This window comes from Mesorhizobium sp. WSM4832 (assembly GCF_055811115.1).
The window spans coordinates 198,074-210,677 of sequence record NZ_JBVVQH010000002.1 but is presented as its reverse complement, the minus strand read 5'-3'; the positions used below and the strand labels follow the sequence as shown (position 1 = coordinate 210,677).

At 64.4% G+C, this 12,604-nt stretch carries 10 protein-coding genes and 1 tRNA gene; 5 read left to right on the top strand and 6 right to left on the bottom strand.

Annotated features, from left to right (window positions below; genetic code table 11):
* Window positions 1-20 precede the first annotated feature (20 nt).
* From AC0L2L_RS04085 to AC0L2L_RS04070, 4 genes are all read right to left on the bottom strand, one after another.
* The gene (locus AC0L2L_RS04085; protein WP_473576356.1) at window positions 21-683 is read right to left on the bottom strand and encodes an aminotransferase class IV family protein; all 663 of its coding nucleotides are present in this window, start codon (window positions 681-683) and stop codon (window positions 21-23) included.
* On the bottom strand, window positions 632-1,777 hold the full coding sequence (locus tag AC0L2L_RS04080) for an aminodeoxychorismate synthase component I (RefSeq protein ID WP_473576355.1): 1,146 nt from the start codon (window positions 1,775-1,777) through the stop codon (window positions 632-634). Before AC0L2L_RS04080 ends, AC0L2L_RS04085 begins: the two co-directional genes overlap by 52 nt.
* A 157-nt stretch (window positions 1,778-1,934) precedes the next feature.
* Window positions 1,935-2,639: a proton-conducting membrane transporter gene (locus AC0L2L_RS04075; protein WP_473576354.1), complete on the bottom strand. Its 705-nt coding sequence runs from the start codon at window positions 2,637-2,639 to the stop codon at window positions 1,935-1,937.
* Window positions 2,640-2,991: 352 nt separating this feature from the next.
* Entirely contained in the window at window positions 2,992-4,830 is a 1,839-nt protein-coding gene (locus tag AC0L2L_RS04070; RefSeq protein ID WP_473576353.1) for a M3 family oligoendopeptidase, read from the bottom strand.
* Between the two features lie 159 nt (window positions 4,831-4,989).
* Between AC0L2L_RS04070 and AC0L2L_RS04065 the strand changes: the two genes are divergently transcribed.
* The 3 genes from AC0L2L_RS04065 (at window position 4,990) to AC0L2L_RS04055 (ending at window position 8,936) form a co-directional block, all read left to right on the top strand.
* The gene (locus tag AC0L2L_RS04065; RefSeq protein WP_473576352.1) at window positions 4,990-6,537 is read left to right on the top strand and encodes a sigma-54-dependent transcriptional regulator; all 1,548 of its coding nucleotides are present in this window, start codon (window positions 4,990-4,992) and stop codon (window positions 6,535-6,537) included.
* A 379-nt stretch (window positions 6,538-6,916) separates the two neighbouring features.
* Window positions 6,917-8,779 carry a peptidoglycan L,D-endopeptidase MepK gene (locus tag AC0L2L_RS04060; RefSeq protein WP_473576351.1) on the top strand — a complete coding sequence of 621 codons (1,863 nt, stop codon included), beginning with the start codon at window positions 6,917-6,919 and terminating at the stop codon, window positions 8,777-8,779.
* A gap of 83 nt (window positions 8,780-8,862) precedes the next feature.
* Window positions 8,863-8,936, top strand: a tRNA-Gln gene (locus AC0L2L_RS04055).
* Window positions 8,937-9,052: 116 nt separating this feature from the next.
* Here the strand turns inward: AC0L2L_RS04055 and AC0L2L_RS04050 are convergent.
* Complete coding sequence (locus AC0L2L_RS04050) at window positions 9,053-9,946, bottom strand: AraC family transcriptional regulator (protein WP_473576350.1); 894 nt, start codon at window positions 9,944-9,946, stop codon at window positions 9,053-9,055.
* A gap of 153 nt (window positions 9,947-10,099) precedes the next feature.
* Between AC0L2L_RS04050 and AC0L2L_RS04045 the strand changes: the two genes are divergently transcribed.
* Window positions 10,100-10,852, top strand: coding sequence for an SDR family oxidoreductase (locus AC0L2L_RS04045; protein WP_473576349.1), 753 nt, complete (start codon window positions 10,100-10,102; stop codon window positions 10,850-10,852).
* A gap of 10 nt (window positions 10,853-10,862) precedes the next feature.
* Here AC0L2L_RS04045 and AC0L2L_RS04040 read toward each other — a convergent pair whose 3' ends face one another.
* On the bottom strand, window positions 10,863-11,501 hold the full coding sequence (locus AC0L2L_RS04040) for a 2-dehydro-3-deoxy-phosphogluconate aldolase (protein WP_473576348.1): 639 nt from the start codon (window positions 11,499-11,501) through the stop codon (window positions 10,863-10,865).
* A 161-nt stretch (window positions 11,502-11,662) separates the two neighbouring features.
* Here AC0L2L_RS04040 and trhO point away from each other — a divergent pair, with 161 nt between their 5' ends.
* Complete coding sequence (trhO, locus tag AC0L2L_RS04035; protein ID WP_473576643.1) at window positions 11,663-12,592, top strand: oxygen-dependent tRNA uridine(34) hydroxylase TrhO; 930 nt, start codon at window positions 11,663-11,665, stop codon at window positions 12,590-12,592.
* Window positions 12,593-12,604: the final 12 nt, after the last annotated feature.

Genomic DNA, 12,604 nt, shown 5'->3' with positions numbered 1-12,604 from the left:
AACGGCTGACGGTTTCAGTGTCAGCCAAGCCGCGCCGGGATCAGCCCGCGCAGCGAGTTGCCGACGAAGATCGCCTTCGCCGCCTTTAGATCGTCGAAGCTGTAGATCGCTTCCACGGCGCGGCCTTCGTCCAGAAGCGCGCCGCGCAATATTCCAGGCAAAAGGCCGCAGTCGAGGCGGGGCGTGGCGAGCGGGCCGTCGCCGAAGTCGGCGAAGAGATTGGTGATAGTGCCCTCGCAGATCTCGCCGCGCTCGTTGGCCAGAAGCACTTCGTCGGCGCGGGTGGCGAGATATTCGGCCCGCGCCTGCTGGTAAGCCTCGCGGCGGCTGGTCTTGTGGCGCAGCAGCAAGTTGGTGGAATCGAGACGGATCCGCGCCAGCTGAAGCCGCCAGACCTTGTCCGCGGGAAGCGGTTCATAGGCTTGAGCGGCGGCCGTCGCCTCGCCATTGCGCTGCAGAGCGAGGCGCACGCGCAAAGCAACTCTGTGCCCGTTGACGGCGTTCGAAAGCACCTCGCCGATCTGCTCGGGATCGCAGGCGAAACCCAGTTCGGCGGCGGACGCATAAAGCCTCGCAAGGTGGCGCTCGAAGCGCAGGAAGCCGGAGCCTGGCTCCCAGCGCATGGTCTCGATCAGTTCGAAGCCGGCACCGTTCCCGTCGCGAAGCGTGCTTTCAGAAGACACTCCTTATACTCCTCCTCGGCGGTGGAATCGAAGACGACGCCGCCGCCGACATTGTAGACGGCCTCGCCGTCGGCAAAGAGCGAGATGGTGCGGATCGCCACCGAAAAACGCATCCTGCCGCCGGGCGCGATCCAGCCGATGGCGCCGCAATAGACGTCACGCGGTGCGTCTTCCAGCTCGCGCAGGATTTCCATGGCGCGGATTTTCGGCGCGCCGGTGATCGAGCCGCAGGGAAAGAGCGCGGCAAAGACCTGGCGGATGCCGATGTCTGGCAAGAGCTTCGCCCGCACCCGGCTCACCATCTGGTGCACCGTCGGATAGGTCTCGATGCGGAACAGTTCCGGCACGTGCAGCGTGCCGACTTCGCTGATCAGCGAGATATCGTTGCGCAAAAGGTCGACGATCATCCGGTTCTCGGCCTGGTTCTTTTCGTCGTTGCGCAGGAAGGCTTTCAGCTTCGCATCTTCGGCCCTGGTCGCGCCGCGTGGCGCGGTGCCTTTCATCGGGTGCGTCTCGATCATGCCGTCGGCATCGATCTCGAAGAACAATTCGGGCGAGCGCGACAAGACGATCGGGTCGCCGAGCGAGACCAATGCGCCATATTTCACCGGCTGGCGTTCGGTCAACGCGTCGAAGGCGGCGAGCGGATCGCCGGACCAGTGCGCACGGACCGGGAAGGTGAGGTTGCCCTGGTAGCAATCGCCCTTGCGGATATGGTTGTGAAGGCGCGCGAAGCGGCCGGCATAGTCGTCGGCGGACCATGTTGCCCTGGCGTCGAAAATCGGGCCGTTGCTGGTGGACGCCTGTTCTTGCGGCACCGCTTGTTCGACTGGCGCATCGAAGACGCCGAGGCAGATCAGGGGCGCGCGGCGGCCTTCGGGCAACAGCGGCACCAGCTTCGGCTCGAGCAGGTAACCGGCCTCGTAGGAGAAGTAGCCGGCCAGCCATTTGCCGGAGTCCGAAGCGGCCTGCGCTCGCTCAAGCGCCGGCACGAACTCGTTGGCGTCATGCGCGACGATGATCTCATCCGGCCGGTCGAAGACCAACTGACGAGCGGTCGCGTCGTTGCGGAAAATGGCTGCAGGCAGGGACATGAGCCTCGGATGCGGACAAGAGCGCCGTCAACCGCTCTATATGGGGGCTCGGCGAGGCGCAATCGAGGGAACGGCGTCGGGCGGCGCAAAGGTGACTGGCCCAAAACAAAGACGGCGCTCCGTGGGACGCCGTCTTTCTGCCAACCTGGCTGATTGCTCAAGTGTTGCTTGCGGTTCCGGCCGTCGGGAACTGGCGGACGAATTCGGCCTCGTCGCCGGAAGCGAGCAACTTCGCCTGCTCGATCCATTTTTCGCGCGCGATACGACCGTCGAAATTGAGCACCTCCTCGATGCGTTTGACGTCGGCGGCGGTCCAGGCGGCGATCTGGGCGTAGGTGGTGACGCCCTGGCCCTTGAGCAATCTTTCGTTGACCGGACCGATGCCGATCAAGCGGCGCAGATTGTCGGCCTTGCCGGATGCGCCCTGCGGCGTGGCTGCTTTCTTTGCCGCTGGCGCTGCCGCCTTCTTTGGCGCGGCTTTCTTGGCCGCCGGCTTCGGCGCCGCCGCAGTCTTCGTCGCGGCCGGCTTCTTCGCGGTGGCCGACTTCGCCGGAGCGGCCGATGTCGCGGCTGCCGGGGTCGACATCAGCGCCGCCGGCGCAGGCGCGGCGGCCTTGCCGGCGCCAGTCTTGGCGGCCGGCGCGTCACGCAGCCGGCTTTCGAGGTCGGCGCGGGCGCGGCCGCAGGCATCGAGCTCGCCTTTCAACCGATCGCTATCGGCGCGCAGCCTGTCGCGCTCGCTCCGCGTGCGATCGAGATCGCCACGCAGACTGTCGATCTCGCCGCGCAGGCGGCCCCAGAGGAACCAGCCAACCAGGATACCCACAACGAACGCCAGCAGCATGTAGAAGAAAGTGCTCATTTCTCTCTCCAGTCCGATCTGTCGGCCGAGGCCCGGAAGGCGAGCTTGCCGCGAGGATCATCAAAGGTTCCGTGGTCGGCGGAACCACCGGCTTCTATCGAGCCATCGGCGTTCGGCCTTATCCGGGCCGACGGCCATCATCGCATTCGCCTTAGCGCCGCGCCCGCCACCCCTGGCCTGCGCGATGCGTCCGGCTGAGCTTGAGGCCGGACGCTATCATATGGTTTGTCGAAAGCCAGTTGAAAAATGCTCGGAGAGTTATTCAAGAACAGCTATTTAGAGCAAGAATAGATCATTGCTAATATGCATCACGGCTAAACTATTGCGGCCGATGCTCGCTGCTTAGTTGCTGTCACTTGTCGAGCGCTTCCAACTCGTCGATCAACGAACCGATCACGCCAAGGCCAATCTGCCAGAAAGCCGGATCGGTGGCGTCGAGGCCGAAGGGCGCCAGGAGTTCGGAATGATGTTTCGTGCCGCCGGCGCGCAGCATCTCGAAATACTTCTCCTGAAACCCATGCTCGGCATTCTGGTAGACGGCGTAGAGCGAGTTCACCAGGCAATCGCCGAAGGCATAGGCATAGACGTAAAAAGGCGAGTGGATGAAGTGCGGGATATAGGTCCAGAAGACCTCGTAGCCATCGCGCAGCTTGATCGCCGGCCCCAGGCTCTCGGCCTGCACCTCCAGCCAGAATTCGCCGAGCCTGTCCGACGTCAGCTCGCCGTTCTTGCGCTCGGCATGCACCTTGCGCTCGAACTCGTAGAAGGCGATCTGGCGCACGACAGTGTTGATCATGTCCTCGACCTTCTGGGCGAGCATGGCCTTGCGTTCGCGTTTGTCGCTGGTGTGCTCGAGCAGCGAGCGGAAGGTCAGCATCTCGCCGAAGACCGAGGCCGTTTCGGCCAGCGTCAGCGGCGTCGAGGCCATCAGCGCGCCCTGGCCGGCGGCCAGCACCTGGTGCACGCCATGGCCGAGCTCATGCGCCAGCGTCATCACATCGCGCGGCTTGCCCATGTAGTTGAGCAGCACGTAAGGATGCGCCGACGGCACCGTCGGATGAGCGAAGGCGCCGGGTGACTTGCCCGGACGCACAGGCGCGTCGATCCACCTGCGATCGAAAAAGCCGCGCGCGATTTCGGCCATGTCCGGTGAGAAGCGCTGGTAGGCCGAGAGCACCGTGTCCCTGGCGTTGTCCCAGCTGATCACCGCCTGCGGCGTCTCCGGCAGCGGCGCGTTGCGGTCCCAGTGGTTCATCACCTCCATGCCGAGCCAGCGCGCCTTCATCGCGTAGTAGCGATGCGAAAGCCGCGGATAGGCCTCGCGCACGGCCGCCGCCAGCGCGTCGACCACATCGCGCTCGACGCGGTTGGCGAGGTGGCGCGAGTCGGCGATATCCTGAAAGCCGCGCCAGCGGTCGGAGATTTCCTTGTCCTTGGCCAAAGTGTTGGTGATGAGGGTGAAGGTGCGCAGGCTCTTGCGGAAGGTCGCGGCGAGCGCCTCGGAGGCGCGGCGGCGCACCTCGCCATTGGCGTCCTGCAAACGGTTGAGCGCCGGCTCAAGCGTCAGCTCCTCGCCGTCTACGTCGAAACGAAGGTCGGTCATCGTCTCGTCGAACAGACGGTTCCAGGCACCGCGTCCGGTGACAGACTTTTCGTGGAACAACTGCTCGACGCGGTCCTCGAGCTGGTAGGGTTTGTCCTTCCTGAGGTCGAGCACCCAGGGCCGGTAATGGCCGAAAGCCTTGTCGGTGGCTAAAGCGCTCTCGATCGCCGCGTCGTCGATCAGGTTGAGCTCGAGCGCGAAGAACAGAAGATGCGCGCTGGCGTCCGTCATCTTTTCCTGGACGTCGCCGTAGAGCTTGGCGCGCTGCGGATCGGCGGTGTTGCCGGCATAGACGAGGCCGGCGTACGAGACGATGCGGCCGATCAGTTCCTCAAGCGCCTCATAGGCTTTCAGCGCCTCGCCGAGCCGGCCGGCGCCGCCGCGCCCGGCTTCCGCGGCCAGAGTGCCTTTCCAGCGGGTTTCGAAGTCGATGGCGTCGCTTGCCGCCTTGGCGATGTCGCGCTTCAACTCGGGCGCTTCCATGCCGGAATAGAGATCGGCGAGATTCCACTCCGGCAGATCGCCAAGTTCGGCTGCGCCCTGTCCCGACGCCGTCGCTGCGAGCCGCCGACCATGCATCATGCGCATCAACAACACCTTTTTGGAACCAACGGGCCAGAATCAAGGGGAAAGGAGAAGCCGGTCAAATCCTAAGGAATTCGTTCACCGGGTTTTTTGAAACCTTATTTAGAACCCTGTGCCAAGATGATCCATGGGGATTTTCTCGGGCGGACGACTCAAACAGTCATGACAGGTTCCATACTCATAGTCGATGACGATCCGGTCCAGCGCAGACTGGTCGAGGCCGCGCTGACCAAGTTCGGCCACACCGCGATCGTCGCGGACAGCGGTGAGGCCGGCCTCGACGTGCTCGACGGGCCAAACGCGCGCGAGGTCTCCGTCGTCATTCTCGACCTTGTCATGCCCGGCCTCGACGGCATCGGCGTGCTGAAGGCGATGCGCGAGCGCGCCATCAACATTCCGGTCATCGTGCAGACGGCCCAAGGCGGCATCGAGACGGTCGTCTCGGCGATGCGGCACGGCGCCTTCGATTTCGTCGTCAAGCCGGCGTCGCCCGACAGGCTGCAGACCTCGATCTCCAACGCGCTCAAGGTGGAGGCCGTCGAGGACGAGATGAAGCGCGTATCGCGGCGACGCGGCGGCGGCCATCTCACCTTCAAGGACATGATCACGCGCAGCCCGGCAATGGACCGGGTGATACGCCTCGGGCAGAAAGCGGCGGCCTCCAACATCCCGATCCTGATCGAGGGCGAGTCCGGCGTCGGCAAGGAACTGGTGGCGCGCGCCATCCAGGGCAGCGGCGATCGCCGCTCAAAGCCGTTCGTCACCGTCAATTGCGGCGCGATCCCCGACAATCTGGTCGAATCGATCTTGTTCGGCCACGAGAAGGGCTCCTTCACGGGCGCCACCGACAAGCATACCGGCAAATTCGTCGAGGCGAATTCCGGCACGCTGTTCCTCGACGAGATCGGCGATCTGCCGATCGACGTCCAGGTCAAGCTGCTGCGCGCTGTGCAGGAAGGCGAGGTCGATCCGGTCGGCGGCCGCTCGACCGTCAAGGTCGATATAAGGCTGATCTCGGCCACGCACCGCAACCTTCTGCAGCAGGTCAAGGACGGCAAGTTCCGCGAGGACCTGTTCTACCGGCTGAACGTCTATCCGATCTTCGTGCCGCCGCTGCGCGATCGCCGCGACGACATTCCCCACCTTGTCCGGCACTTCATGGAAAAGGTCGCTCCGGCCGATCCGCGCCGCCGTCTTTCCGGCATATCGGCGCAAGCGCTTGCGATGCTGCAGGCCTATGACTGGCCGGGCAACATCCGCCAGTTGGAGAATGCCGTCTTCAGGGCGTCTGTGCTTGCCGAGGGCGACGTGCTGACCGAAGAGGAGTTCCCGCAGATCCGGGCGCAGGTGGAAGGAACGGTACATCTCGAAGCAGAACCGGCATCCGCCATCACCGAAACAACCGCGGACGCGTCCCGGCAAGCGGACGAGACCGTTGCCGACGCAATGGGGGCTGCCTTGTTCGACAGCGAGGCGCCCGCCAGGCTGCAGCCGCGTTTCGGAACGCTTCGGGCGCTAGACGAGCGCGGCAATGTGCGGGCGCTGGCCGACGTCGAACTAGAGATGATCAAGCTTGCGATCGACCATTACAACGGCCAGATGAGCGAGGTTGCCCGCCGCTTGGGCATCGGCCGCTCGACGCTCTACCGCAAGTTGAAGGAATATGGCATTGATCCTGAAGCCGGCCGCGTCGACCGGCTTGCCTCATGACCGGCAAGTCTCGAACCAGCTTGCCCGCCTAAAATCCGAGTCAAATTGTCGCTTTTGCCGTGAAAGCCCCGGGTTTTCAGCGGTTGGCCTTGCCGAGGATCACGCATTAACGCTAACGGTAACAGATCGTGTTCTGGCCGAGGCCGGATTCGTGATCTAAACCAGCGGTTTACCACGAAATGCCGTGCATCATTTTTGACGGGATATCGCCACGGTGTTACCGCATTTCGGCTTCAATAAACGATGATTAACCATTAGGATCGATATTCGGATGTGAAAACGACGCATCCGTTTGGTCAAATCCGGGGACAAACGGCAGCCTGCAAGGCCATTTGATTTGAACAAAGTCGAACGACACAAAGACGGGCGGCATTTTCACATGAGCGTCTGGCCGAGGTGGCTGACGTTCGTGATTTTGGCCGTCGGGTTTCTGTCCGCGGTGACATCAGGCGCCCGAGCCGAAGTTCGTACGCTCAAGCTCTATCACTTGCACACGCACGAAAAGGCCGAGATCGTCTACAAGCGCAATGGCCGCTACATCCCGGAAGGCCTGCGCAAGATCAACATCATCCTGCGCGACTGGCGCCGCAACGAACCCACCAAGATGGACCCGCGGCTGCTCGACCTCGTCTGGGAAGCCTATCGCGAAAGCGGCGCGACCGACTACATCCAGGTCGTCTGCGGCTATCGCTCGCCGTCGACCAACGCGCTGTTGCGTTCGCGCAGCCGTGGTGTCGCCGAGAAAAGCCAGCATATGCTCGGCAAGGCGATGGATTTCTACATTCCTGGCGTGCCGCTGAAGAAGCTGCGCAACATCGGCCTCAAGATGCAGGGTGGTGGCGTCGGCTATTACCCGACCTCTGGCTCGCCCTTCGTCCATATGGATGTCGGCAATGTGCGCCATTGGCCGGGCATCAGCCGTCAGGAACTGGTCAGCCTGTTCCCCAACGGCAAGACGCTGCATGTGCCGAGCGACGGGCGCCCGCTGCCCGGCTATGAGCAAGCGGTGGCCGCTTATCAGGCGCGCAAGGGTTCCGGTACTCCGAACATCGAACTGGCCAGCGCGGGTGGCTCGACCAAGCGCTCCGGCGGCCTGCTTGCCGCCTGGTTCGGCGGTGGCGCCGACGAGGCCGATGACGACGCGGATACCGGTGATGGCGGCGCTGCGCCTCAGGCGAAGGCGGTGAAGCAGGTCCAGGTCGCTACCGCTGCCACGGCGCGCAACAGCAATCTTCCGGGCATCGCGATTGTCTCGCCGAAGGATGCCAGGCGCGCCAACATCCCGCAGATCGCGGATGACAGCGCCGACGATTCGCAGCCGCAGCAGGATACGCCGGAGACGATCATCGCCGCGCTGCCGCCCAAGGAAATCCCGCTGCCGGACTTCGCGCCGCGTCCGAAGGCCGATGTCGGCCAGCAGGCACCGCAGAACGTGCCGTTTGCCATGGCGGATGCCTCGGCGACGACGGTGCAGGCGGTTTCGACTGCCCAGGCGCCCGCGCCGGACAAGGTTCCGTTCGGCACAGCCAGCGCGGCAGACGCCGCGAACGCCGATCCGGTGCAGGTGGCGGTCAACAACATTCCGCTGCCGACCTGGCGTCCTGACCGCTCGACGCCGGCCGAACTGGCACCGAAGGATAAGAACGTGCTTCTGGCGCTGGCCGAAACCGCTTCGCAGGACAAGCGCGCGACCGACGCGTTCTCCGTGCTGCCGACCGCCAAGCCGCAGCCCGGCAAGCAGGATGAGATCAAGGCCGTTCTCGAACAGGCCAATGCGACGGTGGAGGCCGGTGGCGCCGGCGCCGAATACCAGCTCGCATCGCTGACCGAACCGGAGCCGCGCTCGGCATTCAACGATCCGTCCGGCGTCGATGCGGCCTCGCCGCGCCAGGCCATCGCCGCTCTCCCGGCAGGCAGCGACCCCGCGCAGGCGATCGGCGCCGGGGTGAAGACGACGCGCAAGGAGGCCAGGGCGTCTGCTCATGACCTGAAGCCAGAACCGAAGGCCATGGTCGTGGCGGCGCCGCCGCAGGCCGCGCGCTGGGCGCTGGGCGCGGGCGTGAACATTGCGACGGTTTCGGATCCGACGACGGCGCCGCGCTATGCCTACAACATCGTGCATACGCCGCCGAGCGAGGTCTATACGGCCGGCTTCCAGGCGGACGACCAGGTGCCCGACGCAAGCCGTTTCACCGGCAACGCGGTGAAGTTCCTCTCGGTCGCGCGCTTCCAAACGAAATAGGCGGATCAGCCTGGCCGCCGCAAAGCCGCGTTGGCCAACAGCGCGGCTTTGTTTTCGCCATGGCATCATGGGGCCACGCATATTCCCGCTTCGTCTAATGGTAGGACAGCGCCCTTTGAAGGCGTGAATCGTGGTTCGAATCCATGAGCGGGAACCAGTCGGCCACCACGACCTGACGATCACCGAGAAGGTCAAAGTCTGCGGATAATTGCATTCCAAGCCATTGGCCGGTCGGCACAAGCCGGCCGGGTTTTTCATGCCGCGCGAGATGGTTCAGTCGACTTCCAGCCTGGCCGCTTCGCCCTTGGCCAAAAGCCGAGCGGCGTCGCGCGCGGGAGGCAGTCCGAACTGGCGCGCATATTCGCGGCTGAATTGGGAAGCGCTCTCGTAGCCGACGGTGAAGGCGACATGCGCGGCGTTGCCCGGTTGCGCCATCAGCAGATGGCGCGCCTCGAGCAGGCGGAGCTGCTTCTGATACTGGATCGGGCTCATGGCCGTCGCCGCCTTGAAATGGCGATGAAACGCGGCGTTGCTCATATGCGACAGCGCGGCCAGTTCCCTTACATCGATCGGCTCGTTGTAATGTGCCCGGATCCATGCCGTGGCGCGGCGGACCTGTGACAGGCGCCCGTCGGCGTGCGCAAGCTGGCGCAGCTTCCCGCCTTGCGGGCCTTGCAACAGGCGGAATGCGATCTCCCGTTCGAGCATGGGCGCGAGCACCGGAATTTCGGCTGGCCGGTCAAGCAAGCGTAGCATTCGGCGCCACGCGTCGAGCAGTTCGTCATCGGCGGGATTGGTGACGAAGCTGTCGCCGCCGACAGCCGACTTGTGGTCGATAAGCAGGCCGGCAATCAACTCGACGTCGAGGGCCAAGGCGAGGGCCATGTAAGGCCGGGCGCTGCTGGCCTCGATCAACTGACTGGTCGCGGGCGTCTCCACCGCGTAGATGAAATAGCTGCCGGCGCTGTAGGCAAGCGTGCGGTCGCCGATCAGCACCGTTTTAGTCCCTTGCAGCACGAACAGCACGGTCGGCTGGCAAAGTTCCGGCAGCGGTGGGCTCGGGATCTCGCTGCGGCCGATCGTGACGCGCGGGACAGCCGTTTTTGTGCGGCGCCCATGCGCATGGCGGCCGGCGATCGCGATCAATTCCCGCAGTAGTTCACTCATCCTTCCAGCATTGCCGATCCGCGATGGTCTCGCAACCAAGCCGACGCGGAAATGCGAATCAGTTGAGAGGATTAGGCAAGAGGACGCGAGTATCCGGCGCGCGAAATCGGCAGCTCCACGTCATTTCTAGGCTCCGCAAAGGAGACAAAGGATATGGCAACACAGAAGAAGAACGCGCTGGTGACCGGCGCCAACAAGGGCATCGGGCTCGAGACAGCCCGGCGGCTGGCCGCGATGGGGCTCAAGGTGTGGCTCGGCGCCCGCGACGCCGGGCGTGGTGAGGGTGCGGCGCAGGCACTGCGCAGCGAAGGGCTCGACGTCGAGTGGCTTGCGCTCGACGTCGCCAGCGGCGACAGCGTGGCGGCCGCGGCCAAAGCTGTCGCGGCACGGGTGCCCGGCCTGGACGCGCTGGTCAACAATGCCGGCATCGCTCCGGGCTATGTCGATGCGCTCGGCCCGGACGGTCGCTATGAGCGCCCACCTAGCCGCGAGGATGTCGCGGATATGAAAGCCACCTTTGACGTCAACGTCTTCGGTCCGGTGCGGGTCACCCAGGCCTTCCTGCCGCTGCTTTTGGCATCGCCTGCAGCCCGCATCGTCATGGTCAGCAGCTATCTCGGATCGCTGGCGCGCGCGGCCGGCAACAGCCAATCGCCCAATGTCATGGGCTATGGCAGCTCGAAGACGGCGCTCAACGCCATAACGCTGGCCTTCGCCAGGGAGCTCGCGCCACGCGGCGTCATGGTCAATGCCGCCGCTCCCGGCTACACCGCGACGGACCTCAATGCGCACAGAGGCGGCCGCACGGTGCAGCAGGCGGCCGGGATCATCGTGCGGCTAGCGACGCTGGAGCCCGGCGGACCGACAGGCGGCTATTTTGACGAGAACGGTCCGCTGCCCTGGTAGGCGGGGCCGATCACTTCTTGAGCTTGCTCGCCTCGCGAGCGAGCGCTTCGATCTCATCCCACTTGCCGGCCTTGATGAGATCGTCCGGCGCGACCCAGGAGCCACCGACACAGTTGACATTGGGCAGGCTCAGATAATCGGCAGCGTTCCTGGCCGTGATACCGCCGGTCGGGCAGAATTTCACGTCCGCCAGCGGCGAGGCGAAAGCCTTCAGCGAGGCGATGCCGCCGGACTGCTCGGCTGGGAAGAATTTCAGGAAGCGCAGGCCGGCCTCGCGCGCCGCCATGATCTCGCCGGGCGTAATGGCACCGGGCAGCAGCGGCACCGGGCTGTCCTTGGCCGCATCGAGAAGCTGGCTGGTGATGCCTGGGCTGACGATGAACTTTGAACCGGCGTTGGCTGCCTCGTCGAACTGCTTGGCATCGAGAATGGTGCCGGCGCCGACGACTGCGTCCTCGACCTCGGCCGCGACGCGGCGGATCGCTTCCAGCGCATCGGCCGTGCGCAGCGTGATCTCGATGGCCCGCAAACCGCCACGCGACAGAGCACGGGCAAGCGGCACGGCATCGGCAACATTGGCGATCTTGAGCACCGGGATAACCGGCTGACCATTGAGAAGCGACAGGAGGTGTTCGGTCTTGCTGGGCATACGCTTGTCTCTCCGGTGTCGATCGATTTCAACCGATTAGCAGACGGGGTATCGCGAGTCCACGAAAGCAGGCGTGTCGCGATGTCACGCAGCGGACCGCGCGTCGCCTTCTAGTTTTCTCTGCCTTGAAACCGCTTTCACCACGGTTTAGTGGCATGGGCATGACGACAGCCAAGGAAAATCAGCCGGTTCGCGTCGCCGCGCTCTACAAGTTCGCCCGGCTCGACGGATACGAGGCCCTGCGCGCGCCGCTCGCCGCCTTCTGTTGCGGACGCGGCATCAAGGGCACGCTGCTTCTGGCGCATGAGGGTATCAACGGCACGGTCGCCGGCAGCGAGGAAGCGATCGCCGCGCTGATCGACTATCTGGAGGCCATCGACGGGCTTGCCGAGCTGGAAGTCAAATACAGCAGCGCCGCCGAGATGCCGTTCCACCGCATGAAGGTGCGGCTGAAGCGCGAGATCGTCACCATGGGCATCGAGGATATCGATCCGGCGGCCAGCGCCGGCACCTATGTCGCGCCGGCCGACTGGAACGCGCTGATCTTAGATGCCGATACCGTCGTCATCGACACGCGCAACGCCTACGAAGTCTCGCTCGGCACTTTCACCGGCGCTGTCGATCCCAAGACCACCAGCTTCCGCGAATTTCCGGCCTGGGTCGAGCAGCACCGCGGGGACCTCGAAGGCCGCAAGGTGGCGATGTTCTGCACCGGCGGTATTCGCTGCGAGAAGGCGACGGCCTATGTGAGGTCGCTCGGCCTCAACGACGTTTTCCATCTCAAGGGCGGCATCCTGAAATATCTGGAGGACGTGCCGGCCGAGGAAAGCCTGTGGCAAGGCGAATGCTTCGTCTTCGACGAGCGGGTGTCGGTCTCGCATGGGTTGGCCGAAGGCGAAGCCGAACTCTGCCGCGCCTGCCGGCACCCGCTGACGGTCGAGGATCGGCTGTCGCCGAAATTCACCGCCGGTGTCTCATGTCCGCATTGTTTTGAAGCGCGGTCCGACGAGGATCGAGAACGCTATGCCGAACGCCATCGCCAGGTGGAACTGGCGCAAGCGCGCGGCGGCAAGCGCCATATCGGAAGCTAAAGCGCGTCGCGC